This window comes from Chryseobacterium tongliaonense (assembly GCF_041224435.1).
GTDB lineage: Bacteria > Bacteroidota > Bacteroidia > Flavobacteriales > Weeksellaceae > Chryseobacterium > Chryseobacterium tongliaoense.
Genome location: NZ_JBGFFD010000005.1, coordinates 202686 through 226378, shown reverse-complemented (window position 1 = coordinate 226378; position 23693 = coordinate 202686). Strand labels below are relative to the sequence as shown.

At 37.5% G+C, this 23693-nt stretch carries 8 protein-coding genes; all 8 read left to right on the top strand.

Annotated features, from left to right (window positions below; translation table 11 throughout):
• Window positions 1-36: 36 nt before the first annotated feature.
• The 8 genes from AB8P06_RS12695 to AB8P06_RS12660 all read left to right on the top strand — a co-directional run bounded on the left by AB8P06_RS12695 (window position 37) and on the right by AB8P06_RS12660 (window position 23665).
• Entirely contained in the window at window positions 37-2214 is a 2178-nt protein-coding gene (locus AB8P06_RS12695; RefSeq protein WP_369842270.1) for a hypothetical protein, read from the top strand.
• A gap of 2 nt (window positions 2215-2216) precedes the next feature.
• On the top strand, window positions 2217-5651 hold the full coding sequence (locus AB8P06_RS12690) for a hypothetical protein (RefSeq protein WP_369842269.1): 3435 nt from the start codon (window positions 2217-2219) through the stop codon (window positions 5649-5651).
• 2 nt (window positions 5652-5653) lie between these two features.
• Window positions 5654-6136, top strand: coding sequence for a hypothetical protein (locus AB8P06_RS12685; RefSeq protein ID WP_369842268.1), 483 nt, complete (start codon window positions 5654-5656; stop codon window positions 6134-6136).
• Window positions 6137-6369: 233 nt separating this feature from the next.
• Window positions 6370-13185: a hypothetical protein gene (locus AB8P06_RS12680; protein ID WP_369842267.1), complete on the top strand. Its 6816-nt coding sequence runs from the start codon at window positions 6370-6372 to the stop codon at window positions 13183-13185.
• 17 nt (window positions 13186-13202) lie between these two features.
• Window positions 13203-19403 carry a hypothetical protein gene (locus AB8P06_RS12675; RefSeq protein WP_369842266.1) on the top strand — a complete coding sequence of 2067 codons (6201 nt, stop codon included), beginning with the start codon at window positions 13203-13205 and terminating at the stop codon, window positions 19401-19403.
• 10 nt (window positions 19404-19413) lie between these two features.
• A complete protein-coding gene (locus tag AB8P06_RS12670) occupies window positions 19414-20898 on the top strand; it encodes a hypothetical protein (protein ID WP_369842264.1) in 1485 nt (494 codons plus the stop codon).
• Window positions 20891-22741, top strand: coding sequence for a hypothetical protein (locus AB8P06_RS12665; RefSeq protein WP_369842263.1), 1851 nt, complete (start codon window positions 20891-20893; stop codon window positions 22739-22741). The genes AB8P06_RS12670 and AB8P06_RS12665 overlap by 8 nt, the downstream gene beginning before the upstream one ends.
• 222 nt (window positions 22742-22963) lie before the next feature.
• Complete coding sequence (locus AB8P06_RS12660) at window positions 22964-23665, top strand: hypothetical protein (protein ID WP_369842261.1); 702 nt, start codon at window positions 22964-22966, stop codon at window positions 23663-23665.
• Window positions 23666-23693: the final 28 nt, after the last annotated feature.

The window sequence follows — 23693 nt, the reverse complement described above, 5'->3', positions numbered from 1 at the left end:
ACTTTCTTTTTTTTATTAACACCAAAACAAAACAAAATGCCACAAAACACGACTTCGGGGTCACTTCCTACAACCCCCGACGGCAATGGGCTTAATGTAAAACCGGATCTTATGCCGGAATCTTTCTTCTTTCTGGAGAAAGGGAAAAGCTTTACACAAAGCTCATCAGACAAGTTTGGAATTACAGGTCCCAGTGGAAATACTGTTTTCCGGACCACGTCCAAAATAAACGGTTATAACGGAAAAGTATTTACCCTATGTCAGGGACAGATTTTATTACAGCCTTACGGAACAGATGCCAGTAAAATCAATGTCATTCTGAAACCTTTTAACCAACCGATTAAAGGACTTGCCATTAAATATATCATTTACAGAGGAATGAACAGTGCTGATTTCTTTGATACCACCGGTACGATCAAGGGGATCGGAACAACCGGATTTGTAGATGTGATCAGGAAAGAATTTAAAAGTCTCTATGATATGTTAGGGATTGCAGAACCTACCTTTACGGCGCAATATCTTGGATATCCGGCTGTCGGTTCCACTGAAAATCCTGATGAAGTTCTTATTGATGATTATTTCTTTAAAATTTCTCAGGCGGTCAATAATAACGGAACGGTTACAGAGCCCGCAAATAAAGCCTATGAACTGCCCATGATTCCGAGAGGAACCCATCTTGGTACGATTAACGGACAATTAGGGATTGATATTGTATTGAATGAAGGGGATTACACGATTGAAAACGATCCCAATCCATTCAAACTGAATTTAACCTATGCGCGTAAAACAGACCATATCCTGGATCCGGCTGCCGGAACTACGGCTTTTAAAAGTAAATTGATCAGGGAATCCGCAACTCAGTTTCTCGATATTGCGGCTTTCTACGGATTGCATACACAGGGTAAGGGAAAGATATACATTAAAGATCAGCCTACAGCGCAGACCAATGATGATATTTATAACCTGATCGCAAACTTTGCAACCGCCAAAACCACTTATCTGTATATCCAGAGCAGCAGACAGAGGTCTTATAACTTTTATGGGAACTACAATTTAAGTGCTACCAATACCAACAACATGAAGATCGGAACAATGGTGAATGATCTTTCTGAACAGAAATTTGATGATGGCTGGCCTTTAAAAGAGTTTACTGAACGACCTTCATTAGTGATTCAGCTGACGACCGATAACAATGATGCTGCAGCTTTATATGTAAAGCAGGGCGTTCTGAGTTCGACCACACCCAACGAAGATTATTTCATCAGAGGCGGGAATTTATTGCAGGAAGCCGGCGATAACATCAATACCGACTTCACAAAACCCATCTCTTTTGATCTGAAAAAGACGAGCTCCAATTTTACGATTGGGTCTTTTGTGCAGTTGATTTATGAGGGGAAGGCTGTTCGTGTATCAGCAGTAGGTAATACTTCAGAAATATTCTATATGAAAGATATTGATGATGTTTTTGGACTAATCAATGCTAATCCACATATACAGCCTAAAAATACGAATGAACTTCGATATATAATTGACCAAAATTTATTGTTGATTGATTTCGAAAATAAACAAGGAGGAAAAGATATTGCTACCACAACCACAAAAAGAGTTGAAGATATAGTGATGAAAAATGATTCACAAAGTTTAAAAAGAATTACTTATGAAACTTTGTTAAATAATATACGTCAAAATATTGGTAGCTTTTTTGAAAGTAGAACTGCTTACAGAGATAACAGTAATAATGGGACAATTATTTATAGTGATAAAATGAATAATTTTTATCGTCCAGAAAGTCCTTATTTTTTTCAGACTGAAATATATACTGATTCTGAGGGGAATACTATAACAGGCTTATCTCTACATCTAACGGACGGTACATTACCTAGTAAAAAACTTTTAGGCATTACAGATGATGAGAATAATATCTTCATTACTCTTATTGGTAATGAGATTAATAACGCAAAATTTTATTTTAGAAATGAGTTAGAAGATGAAAGCGAAAATTATACTTCTTCTAATGGGGTACAATACAAGAAATATTATTTATCAATAATAGGAGAAAATCAAATGGGAGATCTTGTTGTTACAACTCCTGTTGACAAAATATATGTTACAACAACAGATAATATGGTTTTTGCGTCGGAAGAATACTCAAAATGGATGCCTTTAGTTATATCAGATATTGATAATAACATTTATGAAAAAATTAAATCGTAGAAATGGAGTCAGCAGTATTAACAATTAAAAATGGAATTCCTGTAAGATTAAAAGGAGTTTCTCCACAGATTAATGGAGCGAATTATGAAATTGTACCCACTTCCTATAATATAAAAGGTGAGTTACTTACATTTGATTATAAAGGTGTAGGATATGTATATGTGGGTGAGATTGACTATTATGAAAGTGACCGGAAACATAAAAATTTCAAAAAAGGCTATTGTAAGTATTTAGCATATGTAAATTATAAGAAATTTGAAAATCAGATAGAAAATTTGCTGAAATTAGAAAACTGGTTTGAAGACTTTGAATTTGCAAAGCAAGGCGATCTGTTTAAGATAGATAAAGTGGAGTTTAATGGGAATCTAAGTAATGGGTATAAAAAGTATTATATATATTCAAAATATGAATTTAAAATAAATAATTTAGATTTTGATTTTTCTAAAAGTAATGAATATCCAGTTGAAAATCTTGATTTAAGTAGCCCTAATTATAGCAAGAAAATTAGACTTGATCGTGATACAGAATTTAATTATTCCAATATAGGAGAGGGACTTTTTTTTACTAAAAACTTTAAAAATAAGATCGATTCAATTAAGATATCTCCATTGTCTAAGGAGGTATTATATGAAGGAATAATCAAAATATGTTTTAGGATTGATAAAATATATCGTGAAGTACTAGATATTTTATCAATAGAAAAATTAACTGATATACAGAATCTTATAAATAATATCCCACCAGGAGTAGATGCACATAACTATATAGACAATGTTGCATCTCCTATCACAACATCATATTTCACAAAAACAGATAAAATTATAGCTCATCTATTGTTGGATTGGGGTTATAAAGATTTAATAAATACAAAAGAATTAGCTTTAGATGTAAGCGAAGATCAGTTTTACAATGGGCTCTATAAGCCTTTTAATAACTATTATAATGCTCTTGTAAATCTTCATTATAATATTTCATACAAAAACGAAAATCAATTTTTTGATTCTCCTTCAACATTACCAAGTACATGGGATATTGGTGTTTTATCGGAACAAGATAATAAAAGATTTCAATATTTAAGTCTTGTTTTGCCGTCAAGTGCCATATCACTGTTAAGTGCTTCTGAAAGAATCAAACTTATTGAAACTTATGCTAATCAAGCTGATCTTTCAACTGAAGCACAGGTTAATATTTTAAAAATTATGCATTCCTTTTATCTTTTCCCGGAAGATGGGGAAGCTTTTCTTGAATTTCTTTTAAAAACAAGAGATGGGGTTCATACTTATTTTGAAAAATTATTTAGGCTTTTTGATGATGCTACGATACAACAAATTTCTCCCGTCGTCGGTTTTTTTGCTAACGAAAAGACCCACAAAAGAAACTTTATTTATGGTCTATATGAAATATGGAAAAAAAGTAAATATGATTTTAGATTTATACCCTCTGGTGTAACCCCAACACCTGATGGTACTAATCCCAACGCATACTTTCAAACCCCACAAGGAGAAAAATACTACATATCAGATGGTGATGATAAATACTATGTGACCTTGGAATTCTCATATGAAACATCCAGTAATACTAGTTTTAAAATTAATACTGATACTAAATATACCATTAATAAAGACTTAAATAAAGAAAAAATAACTATAACACGAGTTATAACTCATAATAGGAGTAGTAAGGAATTTATATTTTTAGATCCAAATGCTGCAGTGAAAGTGGAAAAAAAAGATATGGATTTTCATCTTTATCAACCAGTTAATATGATAGGTTTAAAAGAGTTTGATGATCTCAAAGAATATCTCCCACAAGATCCAATTTTACCAGCTTTTGTATATTATTATTGTGAAGAATATGATAGAATAAAAGATATCAATGCAGCATGGTCTTTAGGAATAGATATATCGACAGAGATTTTAATCTTCTTTGCAACAGGTGGAATAGGGCTTATAAAGGATCTGAAATATTTAAAATATGTTACTAAAATTGGTAAAGCTCTCCGTGCAACATCAGCTACTCAAGATGTTGTATTGACTTTAAGAGGAGCAGAAGCCGGATTTGAAGTATTTTCAGTTACTGTAGCAATGTGCTATAGCGCTGCAGATTATATTGCTAATACTACTGATAGCGAAACAGCAAAAAAAGTAGCTCGCTTGTTTTTTTGGTTAACCATGTTAGGAGCCGGTGCTACTATCTATGCAAGAAGAAAAGCAACTATTGCTGCGAGAGAACTCGTTTCTGATCCACCAGTATTCAATGCTTTATCCGATGAAATTAAGAAGGTAGCAAATCATCTTGTTGGAGCAGAGGACATGGCAATAGTTACTTATAAGGCCAAACTTCAAAATGAATATCCTTATTTTTATAATTACTATATTCAATTACCAAATATTGGTGGTGTAGATTATCAAAAAATCTTTCAGGCAGAATTTGCAAATCTTAAACCTGATCAATTTATTAAGCTAAATAGTTCAACAATTAATACTGTAGCTAATTGGCGAAATATGTATAATAAATCTATCATTGATAGAAAAATGGTTGAAGTTATAGCAAACCAAGGTAAGGTAGATGATATTGTCAAGTTTTATGTAGAACCTATTTTGAGAAGTGAATTAGAGCCGTTGAATTACGAGTTAAGATGGAGGTTTTTGGATAATTTTGGTAACGTTAATGATAATGTCTTCTTAGAGCTAAAACAAAAACCACTGGGAATACATCTTTTGTTAGATACCAAAACATTATCCAAAAGCTCAATTGATATGTATGATGCTGATGATGTTTTAGATATTCTTGAAACGAGATTACCTAATGAATCACATTTGGGATGCTTATTACAAAAAAATAGACTGAGTTGGGCTAAGACCATTCAAAATTATCCTACTAATATTGATGTACAGTTTATACAAAAAAATAAGCTTAAAGAAATGATTAATAATTTCTCAACTTTTTTTGATAATGCTAACCCTATTTATTATTCAGATTTCAAACAAAGAAATCGTCTTTTTGTGAAAATTGATTGTTATCAAAATTCTACTCCTGTTGGCCCTTCTATAGCAGAAAATTATTTATCCGGAGATCCTATGGGGATTGAGAATATTTTTACTAATGTTGCAAATCTAAGAAATAGATTTGTAGAACCAAGTAATTATGAAAAATATAAGGCTTTTGCTAAGAACGCTTTTGATAATGAGGGTAGATTGAGATATAATGATACAGAAGTTAAATTTTTATATAATTTTTTTGAAGAACATTTTCATAAAGGTAATAAATTCGTAATTGAAATGGAATCTATATTATATACTTGTAAAAACTGTCAAAAATATTTACAGGCAGCTCAAAATTATGCAAAATCTCAAGGAAAAATAATTGAATTTAAATTTATAACACATCCTAAAGCGATTACATTAAAGGATGCTGGTGAACTGATAAAACAATAAAAATGGAAATACAATTTTTAAAACATTTACAAAATAATCCTGCGGCATATCCTAATGATCCTGAATATGAAGGAAGGATAAAACCAATCTCTCTTACAGAAATTCAACAGCTTGAAGTAAAATATAACAATGGAAATGCTTTTCCAAAAGTTTTAAAAGAGCTTTTGTTTCTTGCAGGAAAAAATTGTTATGTTCTTGATTACAATATTTTTGAAACTCAAGAAGAACTTCAAGATGCTGCCAGAGCTTGGTTGCAGATGTATAATAGAGTTATTAATAGAAAATTTTTTGTTGTTGATGCATATAATGCTGGTGATCAATTTCTATTTATATATCTTGATGAAGGAGATGATCCAATTATTCGACAAGCGTATTTGCCTTTAAGGAATGATACTCAGTTTGTTACTACTTTATTGGGACGAACTCTTTCTCAATATATAAAAGATCAGATAGATGTTATGAAGCAAGGGTATAATCCTTTCTAATTAAGAAAAATAGCTTAACAAAATTTTCCTATAAAATAGACATCGGTAACCCCAAATTACCCGAGGGTATACCCTCATGCTTTTACAGAAATAATATTCTGACATTCTGAGGTTTTTTACAACCAAAATGATTCTAGAGAAAATGTAATACTGTGGCCGGTTAAAGCACCCAACTGCTTTGACCAGGAGCTTTGTGCTCAAAACTCCGGCCACCCAAACACAAAATATTTTTTATGCCAAATCAAACACCAGTAACACACAGGTATTACCCTAGGTTATCCTCTGTGATTACAGAAGACGATATCCCGGATATTCTGGGATTCATAAAACAGGGGGTCACCCACCTCCTCGATAAAATCTATTATAAAGATTTACAGTACAGTAAAGGGCCGAAAGGAGATTCGGCATTTTACAGCTTATCCATTGTATCCAAAAGAATCGATATTGAAATTCCGGGAACGGGTATTTCTTTGGTTCTGAATCCGGATATTGAAGATAACGATTCCAAGATCTCCGCATTTCCCATCACCATTGAGTACCAATGGAAGATCCTCGCATATCTGCGTTACTTTAGCATGGGAAATTTTTCCTTTCAGCCGCAGGAGATTTTTGAAGTGGCTCTCAGGGTTCTCAATATTACGGAAGAACAGGCGATTGCGCATTTTGTCAACACGTTTGTTGAGGCTGACCAGGACACTACACCACTTAAGCAGTTTGTAGATTTTCTGAATACAAAAGAAAACTTAGGACTGATGATTCCTACTGAAGCAACAACCGTTACAGATGTTGTTAAAGACATTTTTGGAAAAGCAGGTGGGAGATATGCTTCATTAGTAGCTTTCAGTGCCTATTTATTAACCGATGATCTTCAGGAAACAGGAGCGAGGGTAAAAATGTTCTTCAGAGCTTTGATGCCACAGGATATTGATGAATTCATCAAAGAAGTCATTGTTCCTAAATTCAAGGCAACGCTGATGTTGTCTGCAGCCATCGAGTTTCCCAGAAGTATTTTAACGCCGGTTTACCCATTAAGTCATCCTACAACTCCTTTAGATCCCATTCCGGCAGACGGAAATGGAGATCCAAAAGTGGTATTAAGCTTTGCGGAAGCATTATTTTATGCAGATACCGAAAGAGGGTTCGGATATAATATGGATCTGGTACTTAATACCAATTATCCTGCTCAGATCGGGAATACAGGTTTTGTGATCGATATTCACAACCTTAAAATCGACCTTAGCAAAAAAGAAAATATCGCAGAAGCCGATGCCGATGGAAGACCCAAAGAATTTATGGGGGTTTACATGGAGTATACCGAGATTTTCCTTCCTAAAAAATGGTTTAAGAAAACAGATAACCAGACGATTGGTATTTCAGCCAACCATTTACTGATCGGAACCGGAGGACTTTCAGGAAATATTGCGATCAGGGCAACTTATGCTACCCAGAAAGTAGGTACCCAAACCAATGTGGTAAGCTATTTTGAAGAATACTTTGACCTTGATTATTCTGACCTGAAAGTAAAATCGATGTCGAATACCAATCCGGTAGCGATTGCCAGTCATGATGCATTGCTGACTTATATGAATGCACTGCCTTCTCCTTCTCAATTGAAATTTGTTTATCCGATGGGATTGACAACCAGTGCGGGAGATTACAGACGATTTGAAATCGAAGCAGAATACTATCAGTTTATCAGCAGCCTGTCTTTGCAGGGAGCAGGTAATACTTTATGGTTTGACCTGGGGAAAGATCCGGAAAAATCATGGCAGTTAGGATTCAGCCATTTTGATATTGACTTCCATCAGGGACAGGTGGTTCATTCCTCATTACGTGCCGGTTTGAAAATTAAGAAGTTCAAAGGATATAACGGTGGAGACTTAACGATCGATGTGATCGGGGAATGGGAAAGTAAAGAAAACTTTAAGCTTTCAGCAGCTTTCTTGCCATTTGGTTTACCGATGAATCTTTTTGATATTTTGACGTTCTATCTTCAGAATATTGAGATCGGTAAAAAAGATGATAACTTCTATATCGAAGCCGATACCAAAATTACTTTCCCGACGGGTTCTTTCGGTGAAAAGCTGTTAGGAAAAGAAGGAATTGATCTTCCGGCAATCCGTTATTATGCCAACGGTAAATTTGAATTGGGCGGAGGAAATTCCATTATCCCGATCAATCTTAACCTGAACATCGGTCCGGTAACCATGGCGGTATCAGCCATTCACATGGGAACGATCCAGAGAGTGTTTAAAGGAACGATGCGTAGTTACAACTACATCGGTTTTGACGGGGGGATCAACGTAAACCCTCTTGGCCTTGATGTAAGAGGAAACGGAGTGAAATACTATTATACCAATGATAATGAAAAACATGGCGGATTAGGAGATCATTATTTCCATATCTCAACACTGGAAGTGGACCTGGTGATTCCGGGATCGGCCAGTGCAGCCGCTGCTGTGGCTATTATTAAAGGTTCATTAACGATTCCTGAGCCGGGAGTTTCTACGGAATACAGAGGGAAAGTTGCCCTTCAGTTACCGAAAATGAGTATCTACGGTTCTGCCGAAATGGCTTTTGATCCTAAATATCCGGGATTCTTTATCGATGCCAATGTAGAATTCCCGTTTGTGATTCCGCTCGGCTCATTCGGTATCTTCGGGTTCAGAGGATTGCTAGGTTATCGCTACATCGCTCATAAGAGTGCGCTCGGAATGTCTGAAAATGACAGCTGGTACGACTATTATATGCATCCGGAAAGAGGGATTCATATGGATAAGTTTATCGGTCCGCAGCAAACTAAAAAATACAGTTTCCCATTCTCAATCGGAGCTGGAGCTTCCCTTGCAACATTAGACGGCCGCCTGGCTTCTCTTCGTGCGATGGTATTACTGTCGGTACCGAGTATGTTTGCGATTGATGCAGGTTTAACAATCATTAGTGAGCGACTCGGATTAGCAGAAGACGATCCGCGGGTACCGCCATTCTATGCATTTGTGATTGTAGGGGACAATTCTCTGGAGATCGGGGCAGGAGGTAACTTCCAGCTCAACAAAAACAACGGTTCATTCATTGATATTAAAGCCGAAGTTCAGATGGGGTTCTTCTTCAAGAACCAGAAACCTTGGTATGTCAATTTCGGAACCAGAGACAAACCGATTACAGCTGCATTATTTAAAGACTCAGTCAATATCAAGGCACAGGCTTACCTGATGATCGCTGCCAAAGGTATAGAAGCCGGAGCCCGGGTAGATTTCAACCTGAATTTAATCATTCTGAAAGTCTGGGCCGCTATTGAGGTCGGAACCAAAATCAGTTTTGAACGGCCGCAGGTAGGAGGTTATATTTATGTAGAAGGTGGTGCGGAGCTCAACCTGTTTATCGTAAAAGTTTCCTTATTCATCTCGATTTATTTCAGGGTGGAATTGGTAAAACCGTTCCTGATCCTGGCTGAATTTAAACTTGAATTGAAAGTCAGACTCTTTATCGTTAAAATTACCCTTAAAGTTCATTTGACGATCAAATGGGAAAAAGAAAAAGAAACGGATACCACTCCGATTGCGCCGATTACCTATGAATCTGATCCGCCTACGATAGATTATCCGAAGGAAGCCAGACTTGACAATGCAGTAAAAGGAGTTAACATGTTGACGAATGAGGAATTTATTTTAAAACCTTTACTGGTCAACGTGGTGCCTGTTCCTGCGGCGGTGGTTGCCAATGCAGAAGTTCCGTTAATTCCATTAGATACATATGTAGATATTAAAATCGAAAAAGGCCTGATTCCAACCGCTGCGGCAGATCAGAAAATTGGTGGCCATACCACCGGAGCAAGCGGTTACAACGATATGATCCCACCGGAAAAAACACAGCCGGGAGGACACGTGATTCGTCAGGTGAAGCATCAGTATTCTATTGAAGATATTAAAATCAATATTGAAAACAACGGACAATGGCAGGAGTATAATCCTTACAGAGCGGTTCTTACGGAAGCTGAAGCAAATCAGATCCCTAATCTTAACAGCTTTAAAATAGGATACTGGCAGAAAACCAATGAAAAGTATGATACCATCAGGATTTTATCATCCAACCCGTTCTCATTCCTTGACGGCGGACAACCGGGATGGTTTATTCCTGAGCAATATGGTATTACCGCTTCTTCATTATTCTGTACACAGCATACAGATGTGTGGCATGAATCCAACGTACTGGACAAGACTGTAGGAACGGTTTATTACCAGCCGACCATGTATGCCAATGAATATATTAACGGGGCTTATTACAACTTATTGGGAGCTACGACAAACAATGATTATATGATGGTTTCGAATGCATCAAACCCGCATGGATTCCCTAAATCATTGAAGCTTACCAATGGAAATACAATGGTGATCACACTTCCTGAGCCGTCTGCGAAAGTGAATCTTACGCTTTCAACAATGGCAAGTGATGTGACGATCAGGTTCTATAAAGATGTTTTCTCGAATGCGATTTATCAGAATTATGAACTGATCACTGAGATGACGAAAACAAAAGCTGAGCTGGATGCCATCGTAGAATATAATTCGGAAAATTATTCAGATAAGTATGTAAGCAAGATAGAAATTATCCCGCATCATGCGAATCAGGCAGACATTGATGCTATTAATGCACAAATCGATCAGATCTGGGCAAATGCAACGGCCAATGCGACAGGTGCTGTAACTTCAATTGTATTGTCTCCTTCAGAACAGAATTTACATGACGAATTGGTTGCCCAGCTTAATTTCCTTAAAGATGCAGGCTGTACCTCTTCCCAGTGCAATGAGCTTGATTTTGATGTGATACATACGGTAAACAACTATAACGGGGTGATGAGTTCAGGAATTGTAAACTTCAATTATTCAGCTGTGATCAATAACCTGGTAGAATTTGAGACGATGTACATACAGGTGACCGGTGAAACCGCTCCTTATGTGGATTTCAATACCCATTCTGTGATCTTCCTGTATCTGCCGAATAATCCGTTTAACTCGTTTATTCAGTACAACAGCCTGATTACTAAAATATCTGCTACAGCTGATAATATTGATATCTGTTACTCCAACGAATATCCGAAAGAGTTTATGAATAAAGCGGTTATTATCAAAGTCAGCAAGACGAGCCATAAACCGATTCAGCTTAAATTTACTCCCAACTGCGGATGTGATGCCATTCCGGAACCATGTACCAAAGATGCTTTGCTGTGTGAATTCCTGAATCAGATTACTTCTGATCTTAATAACTGTATCTCATTTAATTTCCCGGATCTGCGAAGCAACTGGAAATGTTTTGAAATATTGATCAACGCATTATACAATTTTGATAAGGAACATCCTGAATACGAATTGCTCAACGGGCAGGCTTATATCAAAGAGACCTTATATTTCCTTGAAAACTATCCTGCATCTGATGATGCTACCTTAGCCGGTGCACTGGCTTTAGCCCAGAAAATCTTCGAAATTATGTTCCAGTTAGGAAACTGCGGATGTAATAATGATAATACTGACTATGTAGCCAACTGCTATACCTTATTACAGCAGGTTTCATGGATGACGGCAGCAGATTATGAATATCAGCAGACCATTCCGGGGCAACTGGCGGTTCAGCAGGATATGCAGCTGATGCTTGATGCCATGGAAAAAGTGGTGCAGCCGGTGTGGAGACCAAACAGTACATATTGTTTACATATCAAGATGAAGGATAATATCAACGATGATACCCCTAAAATCTTTGACTATTACTTCGCATTCAAAACAGCAGGACCTATCGGGCATTTTGAAAAGAAAAGATTGGATTATATCGATACCGACAGCGGTAAAAAACCGGAAGAATATCCGATTACATCCCTTAAATCATACATCGATATGAAGAAATCATATCCTAATGCAGACGGAGATTTGCTGATGGCAAAACCGATGTTCTACGGGAACCAGGAATGTGAGATCAAATTCTTCTTTACAAAACCGTATGTCTACAACATGCTTAAGACATGGGAGAAAATCCCGGCTCAGGGCGCTCAGCAGGAACTGAAGAAAATGAAGGGAAGCATCAATATCGTGATTAAAGATCCGGTTACGGACGTTATCGTTCCGTATCCTCTACCACAGGACTGGACACAACATGAAACCGTACCGGTAATCGACTCGGAAACATGGCAGCAGGGCACAAACCCGAACATCCCTTTAGGAGTTCAGCAGATGATCAACTATGTTAATTATGTTAATCAGCCTAACAGCCCTATTACGTGCTCCATTACTTTAGGAGATCCGGTGCCGCCAAAATCATATGACTATTCCGTGGTGCTTACAAACCTTAATCCTGAAAAACTGTATACGGCAATTGTATACAATGCTTTTGATGACAATGATGATGGTGCGTTTACTCCTCATATGAACGGCATAGAAATCGTTTATGAAGAAAATCAGAAAATTCATGAGTTTGTTTTCAAAACCTCACGATATAAAAACTTCATAGAGCAGGTAGAAAGCTACAAGCTGAAAGAATATGATGACAATAATGCTTTAGTAGCAGAAAGAGATGCTGTTTACCAGATTCCGGTGAATGTCAGTCAGCAGCAGTTGGATAACCTGTATACCCTGGTTTCGGGAGGTGTTGAAAATGCACAGCTGGTCGGCCTTGTAAATACGTATTCAGAAGTATTTGACAGAGCTCTTGAAGGCGTATTGGGATTAAAACCTTTAGATCCGCCTACAAATACCGAGTTTGTGAAAATTGTCAACAGCAACAGTGATGTTGTAGCCTTGCTGATAAGAAATCCGGAGCCTTTCAATGACCCGAAAATTCCTTTATCGGAAATGAAAAACTGTTTCGAGGTATTGAGCCAAAACGATCTGGTGAATAATGAGTTCAAAATATTGTACTCAAAAGATTACTCACAGATCCTGGTGATGCATCAGAGCAAGAAAATAGTAAACAAAAAATTAAACTGCAGATTCAGATACAAATCCTGGAACGGTTCAGGCTATGATATCGAATCTATGGTAACAGTTAATGAAATACAATTATAACTAATTAAGTCACAAAAATGAGTTTTTTTAAATATCATAATTACAATACGTCTGATGTCAATATCAATTTTACCTATGCACACAATGGGAAGATATTTCATGCAGGTAGAAAAAACGAAGAAGGAATAATCACAGTTCTCAAAGAAAACGGAAGTCTTCTGTGGAACAAAACTTACTCCATGCCAGAAAGGCATATTGTTTTTAAAAAAATAACTCCTTTCCAAACCGGTTACTTGCTAACCGGTCTGGAAAATGGAAGTATCCCTTTTATCTTACGTATTGACGAAGACGGGGAATTTATCTGGTATAAAAGTTTCCCGGATGCAGTAGTTAAAAATGCTTTGTTTCTGGAAACTCTTGAGAATCTTATTTTCCTTGTTTATCTGAATGAGGAAAACAGACGAAGCTATATTTTATCATTAGATGAAGAAGGAAATGTCAGTAAAAAGAAGGAAATCTCAGTATATGGCGGTGATGCCGGTTTTGAAGTGGAAGGTTTTACAAGATACAGTGAAACACTGGCCATCTGTGGAAACCAGGTCCTGAAAGAAGAGAAACAGGGTTTTTTATTCAGGCTGGATCCGATGCTTAATATCCTCGATGCTAAATACAGTTTTCTTTTTGACAGTGTTACACCGATCACTTTAGACGGCGTTTATTATGCCAATAATAAATTATATGTATCAGGTTTATGGATTGACAAGCCGGTTTTAATGCTGGCTGATGAACAATGGGGCGCTTATTATTTGCTGAATGTCAATAAAAAAACCTCTTTCACATTCGGTCCCGATTATTTCTATGTGTACAATGATAAAAATGAAATCGTACATTCTACATATGATTTTGTACACCAGTTTGTAAAGCAGCTTGATGTAACAACAATGGCTATGGATCAGATCGTAAACACCAATGTCCTGATCCGTGGAACGATAGGTTCTACTAATTATTCAGGATATATAGATCAGGCTATTGATAACTGTAAATCGTTTCCGATAGAATTCTGGAGAAGCTCTGTTTTTGAACAGAAAATGGAGGATACCGCTCTTCAGCTTATAGATATGCCTTATAAAATAGAGAAGAATGACATTAAAGTAGTTCCGGCTTCTTACACTGGTGAAGATGTTTGTGATACAGGCGGCGGAACATCTATTGTTTTTAATGAGTTTTCCGGATTGCAGACCCCTAATTTCTATCTTCAGGGTGCAGGGTCAAGAGGCGAAGACAGTGCCAAAGGAATCCATTTGAGATGGAGCTTCGGTGGAAAGCTGGGCGAAAACCATTTGCCGAAAGGAAACCTGGCTTCTACAGCCTATAATTTCAACAAGCCTGATGATTTTGTCAGAATATACAGGACTCCGTATGTGAAATCGGTATTTACCTTAGATTTTTCGGTTGCTCCGCAGTTGGTGGATGACAACCAGAAAATGTGGGTGTATAAAGCCAACGGCAATACCAGGATGATCTATGTTTATTTTAAGAACAAAGCAGTATACAACCAGGTAAAACAAATCATTAATCCACTTATTGAGCCGTTAAAATTTGTTGAAAAATACGGTAACGAAATTATTGAAGTTCAGTGTAAAACAGACCTTTTCTTTGCAGCACGATTAAAAGTCAATAATTATCAGTCATCTTCTTATCTGGAAGTGGAAGCGCTTTCGGTGTCCGAAAATAATTCGGTTTCCCAGCAGCACCTTACGTACAGAAAACCTTATTCGGGTAATGAAATAGGCGATGCTTATTTCAATGCTGAAAATGGTAAAACACTACGTTTCAGAGCAACAGATTGTTATACCCAGGTCATTGAATTTGAATTCTATTCGGATTTTATCATCAGCAGAAACAATGCAAACGCATGGAAATTACAGGGAGAATTCTCTTTAACGACCAATGATCATGAAGTCTTTGACAGGCTGGAACCACAGCCGGATACCAACCCGGTAAACGGAAAATGGTTAAGATACAACGATGGAGCCTACACCAATGTAGACAATTACATGAAAAAATGGGAACATCCTTCCCAGGGGCCGTTAGACAGGGATATTTTCACTGTAGTCAAAAACTATGTGGCATTAAGTGATGCCCAGCCGAATCCGAAAGCATATGAAACGATCGATTTTAATTTTGCCCCTTCCGGTACAGATCCTTTTGTAGATATTACCAATGATCCGCCTGAAGATGGTGAAACGCAGGTTTCCAATTTAGATATGCTGAATATTGCAGCACTGGATTATCACGTAGCCAGAATGCTGGGACTTGGGCATCTTGATATCAAAGATGATACATTCGGAAGTGAATTTATTTATATCGCAGAATATTACACCAATAAAAATGTAGATATTAATAGTTCTGACAAAAGCTATCAGTTGCTTTCCATGTCTCTTCCGGTTTCTACGGAAATCGAAAGGCTGTCTTTGCCTGTCAACCTGATGAAGCTTTCCAAAGGAATGGATTCCAATAATCCTAATTCTGCGAATTTATATAACAGTGAAGGCTATTCTTCAGATGGAAAATACCGTTACATCAGTGTTTACAATAATCAGATTCCTGATTTCCAGGTCAATCCGACATTTTTTGAATCCTATGTGAAATTTGATGCCTCATCATTTACCAATCCGGTATACGCAGGCCTAGAATACCGTCTGGTAGAGCCGGGAGAAACCGATGATTACATCTGGGTAAAACCTGAGCTTTCCCACGACACGCAGTATAAGAATATAGATAATACAAGCAACGGGGGAGATTCTTTTGAAACACTGCCGATTCAGATTCCTGATACATATGTGCCATTATATATGCATAAACAGGATAAAAGCGGTACCTATTATTACAAAGGATATGGAATCAACTGGTTCTCGAGAGCTCAGTTAGGAGAAACCGAATTGTCGATTGATACGGAGATTAAGCCGGCCAATAAACTGTTGCCGCCTTCCGGAACTACGGCATTTAATATTCAGAAAGAGTTTCCGCCTACCTTTACTACCCAGGATGATCAGAAGCGTTTAAAAGCTATCACTGATACGGATAAAACATTGGTAAGGCTTACTTATGATTATCATATTTATCAGGATGGGATAGGATATTCAATTCCGTTTGATTCTCCTTTATCCAATGATGATTATATGGATCCGAATACACTCTTTCCTGATAATAAGGAAGTATTTGCAGATGAGGTTGAAATTTATTTCAGAAACTATACACCGAAAATTATTTCAGCCCAGGCATTTGCCGTAGAAGCTCATCCTGCCAATCAGTTACTGGCTGTTATTAAAACAAAAGATTATGTTGTTCCTGGTTCAGGAGCTACTCTTGGTAACGTTCCGGGAGGGCCACAACCACAGCCTTCAATTCAGCAGGAGACATTCAAATCTGAAATTCCTGCAGGAACAACGATCAATGATTTTATCGGAAGTATATTCTTAATGGGATCTGACAGTTATATCATCAACGGGATCACTCAGGCTCCCGCAGGACTTGTTTTTACAGTCTTCAAAAAAGCAGCCAGTGAAGCGATTATTGCAGGTACAACTCCTCTGATTGATCAGGCAAGTTTAACGCTTCCTGTGATCAATCCGTCTACAGAAGGTCTATTTAATGTGACAGAAAACATGCAGAATACCTCTACATGGGGCACTAAAAACCCGAATTCCCTGAAAGTGAAAATCGGTACAAATGACTGGAGCGTACACAGGGAAATAATCAGTATGCCGCAAGCCAACGGAACACCTCAAAGATATCTTGAAAAAAGCAGGGGTTTCTGGAAACAGGCTACCGTAGAAAAATATTTTGAGAAAATAACAAAATATCAGAACAGCTTAGGAACCGTAATTGACTATCCGGATACTCAGCCGTTTGTACACCAGGGAGTTTATAAAATTACGTTCCCGGGATTTAAAATGGCTCAGCATCCACAGTTTTTCTCCAATTTAAACTCTGTAGAATGGTTAAACGGTATTGTAAGAATGTTTACCAACCTTGATTATAATAACGGAGAACCTACGGAATCAAGATCGATTTTCAAAGTGGTGCGAACAGAAAATATCGGAACCAATAATGATCTGGTCTTGTATGTTTATGACGAAAACTTTGAAGTTATAGAGGATGATGTAACCCATCTGCCAAAATTCCTTGAGGTAGGGAATACCGATCCTAAACTGACGGATCCTGTGACCGGAACAGACGTAAAAGTCAATTATTATCCGTCATATAAGGTGTATCTATATAAGAATGTTGCGAATAACCTAATTGAAGATGCTATTTTACCTTCAGGAGATGAAGATGTAAGATATTCTGTTTTCGGTTTCAAAAGTGTGGATAACGACACTCTTGATATGCAGGGTGCTAAATACAAATCTAAATTCAGTATTCCTACAGTATTGTTTGCCAACAGGATTGTAGAGCCATATCCGCCAAAACAGCCCACGGGTTCAAAGTATGCGACAAGACCTGATAAATTCGGTAAATCTACGTACAGCTTTATTACGGAATTTACCCATAAACCATATGCTACACAGTATTTCAGAGCAAATAACGGTCTTTTACTGGCTGCTTTATATGAACAGGAAACAATAAAGAATATCAAACAAAACCTTAATGCATTGGGCGGTACTGATGAAGTATTTTTTAATGACAGATGGATGAATTTTGTAGATTTTGATATGCTTACCAATAATGTGAGTACAGAATATGCGCTTCTTCCTGATGTAGGCCCATTACAATATAAGTTACCACTTCCTGACAGTGAGCATTTCTTCGATGAGATCAATGCATTTATTGAAGAGCATAATGATTTTTATGATTTATTACCGGGTACTGCCTATTACAATGATAAATTGGTAGAAGCTGACAGAGGGCATAAAAAATTCAATCAGATCATTATCAAAGCAATCCCGACCATTTCAGATGAGCTGAGCTTCGGGCAGTTTATCAAAGAAAGAATTTTCAATTGTTTCTTACCGCTTACGGAAGTTCCAATGATCTATCAGCATATTAAGAATCTGAGCTTTACAGATCCTTTAGGACACAGACCGAAAAATAAGAAGCAGACCATCCGTGATGCAGCAGGTTATTTATTGCCGACCACTCATGCTGATTTTGATATGGCACCCATGGCAGCAGTGTACAGCCAGGCTCCGAATCATTCAACATTATTTACGGATTTTGCACTGGATGGTGCTTCAGATAACTTCTACTTCTACGGAGTAAGAGAAATGGGTAATCAGATGCAGATGGGAGAATTCAGTACATTTTTAGGTCCGATCAAGCTGGTGAATACCAACCCTGCGGAACCGGCGAAAATTCTGAGTCTGTTACCTGTTGTTGATAATGCAACCCTGGGAATTTCTGCAGGCGTAAGAGTGGAAATCAACCCTTACCCGGAAGTTCATAAGATCAATAAAGTGACGCTGTACAGAGCGACCAATAAACTGGATGCCGATTCTATCCTGAGTATGGAAATGATTAAAGACCTGGATATTGCTGATGTGGAAATTGATGCCAATAACGGTTCTTGGGTGATCTATGATGATTTTGAAGGCTTTGAAACCAAGCCTTATGGAGATTTACTCTTCTATCGTGTGGTAGTTTCAAGAAAAGTGGAATATTCTGTGACCAATTATTTTGTGAATCCTCCGGTTTCTGAAGTTGTGGTAGAGCAGGCTCCGTCACTCCCTTCAAAAGTATTTGTATCTACTTTGGTGGAAAATTATAATCCGCCGGCTCCGGAACTGAGATATCATTCCGAACCTGTAGTGTCAGATTTTATTGATACGGTGATTTTATCATGGGATCAGGTTTGTTACAAAGGGAAATACCATCTCTATAAGCTGAATAATCAGGGGAACTGGAAAGAAATAGCAAGGATTAATACCGATGCTAAAGACATTTCAAAAGCGAACTTATACCTTTTGGAAAATAATCCGGTTACCAACATTGAAGAGTGGAAGCTGAAAGAAACATTTGACCTGACGGTAAATGAGTTCTTCTTACCATTGGAAAAATTGAATATGGATCCTATGCAGATCAAAGATGCAGATGGAAATATGTTGTATCACCATTTCAAAATGGTTTCTGAAAATACATCGAATATGATCAGTACGGAAGAGAAAATCCTGACAATTTACAAAGAAGAAACCTGGTCGGATATCGGCGGGATCTCATCAAACGGATTAGACGGAATGATCCTGCAGGGAACATTTATCGTAAGGCCTAATATTTAAAAGTTAAATCATGGCAAAAAAAACAATCACAGAACTAAAAGACTATTTCGAGGCCGGTAAACGGCCTACGGAAGGTCAGTTTGATGATCTTATCGATAGCTATGTTCATTTAGATAACAATGAATTCGTTAACTTAAAATCATCTGAATATGAAACGAAACTTGAATTTCCTGCCAATTATCAGGTAGGGGATTATGTAGAGTTTTTGGGATTCGGATCCATAGCAGCTAACGCATCAGGTTTTTACGAAATATCAATTGCTTATACCAGAGGTAATATAGCATCAGCAGCTACCCATATAGCATCAGCTTCACACTCTAATCACGATTTGTGGAGAGAATGCGGAACCATTAATAAAAATAATTATGTAGATGGAAATGATAATGTGTGTTTTACAGTAGATGTTAATGGCGGCTTATCTAAATTTAGAGTAAGAGCCTTAAAAATACGCGGTAATACAGAATCAAAAATGCAGGTGGTTATTAAAGTAAGAGCTATTAATAAAAATCAGTCGTGGCAGGCATTGGATAATAGGGGTAATACCACCGAAGCCGTTGTGCGTCAGCCAATGACAAACGAATGGGATCTATGGGTGGGAAATACTTTTTCATCAGAAAGTGCAAAAATAGGATTGAAAGTAAACAATGAAGGGAATGTAGGAGTTGGTACACCACTTCCTGAAGCAAAATTTCATGTAAAAGCTCCTGATAATCGGGGAGATGTGGATTATACTTCGGGATTATTTGACAGGAATGAAGCAGCAGGCGGCAGCAATAAGATAACAATAAAATACCATTCAAGCGCTGATTTGGAGGTCAATTCCGGATACACGGGCTCAGGATTCAGATATGGAAACTACAGTGATTTTAATATCGTAAATAATGGATTGAGTGACACTTTCGGAGCAATTAATTTCATTACCAACGGACAGGTCAGAAATACCATTACTGCCAACGGAAACATCGGGATCGGAACAACAAACCCGGAGAGCAAACTGGATGTCAGATTCGGAGGTGAGCCTAAAACAATAAAGTTCGTGGAAGCCGCCAACACCGTAAACACGATGAATTCAATGCTGCGTTTCACATGGTATAACGATACAGCTGATCTGGGAATAGTAAGAGGCGGTAGCGGTGATATCAGAGCAATGGCAGTGAGAGTGAATCAAAATGAAGTGGCAAGATTTGCATCCGATGGCAATGCAGCATTCCAGGGAAAAGTAGAAGCGAAGGAATTTCTGGTTTCTACAACGCCTACTGCCGATTTTGTTTTTGCTGCAGACTATAATCTGAGAAATGTGCAGGATCTTGAGAAATTCATCTCAGAAAAAAATCACCTTCCTGAAATTCCATCTGCACAGGAAATGACAGAAAAGGGGCTGTCAGTTGGAGAATTTCAGATAAAGCTGCTTCAGAAAATAGAAGAGCTTACCCTTTATATGATTTCTCAAAATAAAGAAATTGAAAATTTAAAATCAAAATTAAATCATGGCTAAAAAACCAATCACAGAATTAAAGAACAACTTTAAAGCAGGTAAAAGACCTACAGAAAGCCAGTTCGGAGATCTTTTAGATAGCTACATACACCTGGATTCATTTAATCCGGCAGCTTATCTGCCTCTGGCAGGTGGAAAAATGACAGGAACAATTAATCTTGGAAATACGAGTACAAACTGGATTTCAAGGGATATGTCTGATATGAAAGTTAACTCAGGATTTTCAAGATATTTTACAAAGCTTATAGGTTCTAATGGAGATGTAGATGCATTTGGGTATTTTGGAAATGTATCTGATACAGGAGTGGTTACACTGAGCTGGGGATATATTGGTGGTGCAACTTACAATGGCAAAAACGCGATAAGATGGACATCAGATCAAAGAGTTGCCATTGGAGCAAGTGCCTCAACAGTTCCTACAACAGGCTATGCATTAGATGTTGTAGGGAGTTCCTATACCAGAGGAAATGTAGATCTTACAGGAACCATAAATTCAAAGTCCGGAGAGCTGACAATTCAGAGAACAGGAGTTAATAGAATCAGAACCAATACCAACAGTCTGATTTTATCAGGCGATACACCTGCGGGGATTATTTATTTAAGACCTCAGGGAGACACAGTAAGTGCAGGCCAGATAGTAATTAATCCTGCAAATACCCAGTATCTGGATTCTTATAATCTATACTTTGGTTCTCAAACAGCAACAGGTTCTGCGATATTTCATACCAATCTTGCAAATTCTACACAAGGTTATGGGTTATGGGTAGCTCATAATCTTCAGTTTAATGGAACTGATTTTATTCAACCGAGAGGAAGTTTGAATTCATTGGCTCTTACTGTTAATAATCATAAGAGTTTTTCATTTAATTTTGCACCGGCTAGTGGTAGTTTTGGGGCTGTAGTTACTCCTACTGAAGTAGTGAAAATTAACACCACCGGTACCATAAGTACTTTAAACCATGGTAATTCAAGTCAGTGGAATGATGCTTTTACACAAGGCCTGTTATATAGAGGATTGGTAGGAAATGTTAATTTGAATACGGTTATTACACCAGGATATTGGGTGCAGGGCGGAAACGTCAATGCCACTCCGGAAAATAATCATCCTGTGGCGTTAGCCGGCCTGTTAAAAGTTTTTGCGACAGGAACAAATATTGTTCAGGAATATAATACCTATGCAGGAAATAATGACTCTTACAGAAGATATTATTATAACGGAACGTGGTCTTCATGGGCAAAAGATTGGGATTCCAACGACTTCTCCCAGCAAACCATCAATAACTGGAATACTGCTTTTGCAAGAAAAAATGAATCCGGGCAGGTAAAAATAACATATACGGGGCTGACTGCATCTAATTTTACAGCAAATACCTATAAACAGCTGAATATTGGCAGTGCAACTCCAACTATTGCAGACTCACCAACAACAAAGTATCCGAACAGCACACCCAATAATTATAAAGGAGTGTTTGATTCGACAAGAAACGGTGGCTCTACATCATTTGCAGGAAGATTAATTGAAAACCCGGTTTCAGGCCAGAATCATAGATGGAGAATTATCGGTAATTTTTCCGGTAGAACGACATCATTGACAGAAACACAAACGCTGTATCTCAGACTCAGAAATCCTGTAAGCGGGTTTACCGTTATGGGCGGAGTAATCACACTTGCTCCCCAGCAGACAACAGGAGAGTTTTCCGTATTATGTGATACGATTGCTGATTCAGCGTCAATAGCTGCACCCAACGGATATATTCTGGAAGCAGTAACGACGTATACAGACGCAAATTTATCTCTCAATATAAGTTCAATAACAAGATTTTCAGAAGCAGTTGAGTCTTAATAGAAGACAACAATTCATCTTAACATCAGATTAATTTGAGGAATATTCGGAAGATGGCAATCTCATTCAGGGAAAACCATCTTCCGGAAATTTCTTTAGTAAAAAAGATGGAAACAAAATCTCAATGAGAGATTCTCAGATAAGCTTACTTCAGAAATAGGAAAGCTTGTTCTTCATGTGATTTTTCAAAATAGAGAAGTTGGAAATTTAAAAAATTAAACAATGGCTAAAAAAACATTAATACAATTAAAAGAATATTTTAAGATAGGCAAAAGGCCTACACAAGATCAGTTCGGGGATTTGCTCGACAGTTTCGCCCATTTGGATGGTCCGGAACTCGCAAGGCTTATAGAAAATATCAATACAGAAGACGGCTATTTACGCCTAAGGTCAAAAAATGGAGCTCTCATTACTCAGATATCATTACAGGACATCAGAAATAATATGGGTTTAAGCACCTTTGTGCAGACTATTAACGGGCAATCCGGGAATGTTACCTTAGATCTTGAAGGACCTACTGATGTAGGAAGTACCAGGGAGGGAATTGCAAAGTTTTTTACAGCAGAAAGCAGCAATAATATTTTTCATATAAAATTACCCTATAAAGTCAATACTCACAGTGCCATGTTTCATATCAAAGCTACAGGATACGACTTTAATGGCGCGGATATTATAGATGTAACCTGGGTGGGATACTGTTATCAGCCTATGAACTCGGTGATTAAAAGCAAAACTCACGTTAATATCAGCACATCAATTACCGCCGGGCAATATGTGGGATCAGATTCCAATGTATATTTATGGTTTAAAGTTCCGGATACTTATTATTCTACCTTTAAACTGGATTCTATGCGTGTCGGTAACGGAACCTTGCTGAAACAGGGTGACGTTCAGATTATTGCAAGCCCACAGGCACAGCTGTAATTTGGCATTAACGGTTTTTTCTGAAATC

Excerpts from the sequence above, each read along its gene's own strand:
- AB8P06_RS12695 (WP_369842270.1), top strand. The coding sequence starts at position 37 with ATGCCACAAAACACGACTTCGGGGTCACTTCCTACAACCCCCGACGGC.
- AB8P06_RS12690 (WP_369842269.1), top strand. The coding sequence starts at position 2,217 with ATGGAGTCAGCAGTATTAACAATTAAAAATGGAATTCCTGTAAGATTA.
- AB8P06_RS12685 (WP_369842268.1), top strand. The coding sequence starts at position 5,654 with ATGGAAATACAATTTTTAAAACATTTACAAAATAATCCTGCGGCATAT.
- AB8P06_RS12680 (WP_369842267.1), top strand. The coding sequence starts at position 6,370 with ATGCCAAATCAAACACCAGTAACACACAGGTATTACCCTAGGTTATCC.
- AB8P06_RS12675 (WP_369842266.1), top strand. The coding sequence starts at position 13,203 with ATGAGTTTTTTTAAATATCATAATTACAATACGTCTGATGTCAATATC.
- AB8P06_RS12670 (WP_369842264.1), top strand. The coding sequence starts at position 19,414 with ATGGCAAAAAAAACAATCACAGAACTAAAAGACTATTTCGAGGCCGGT.
- AB8P06_RS12665 (WP_369842263.1), top strand. The coding sequence starts at position 20,891 with ATGGCTAAAAAACCAATCACAGAATTAAAGAACAACTTTAAAGCAGGT.
- AB8P06_RS12660 (WP_369842261.1), top strand. The coding sequence starts at position 22,964 with ATGGCTAAAAAAACATTAATACAATTAAAAGAATATTTTAAGATAGGC.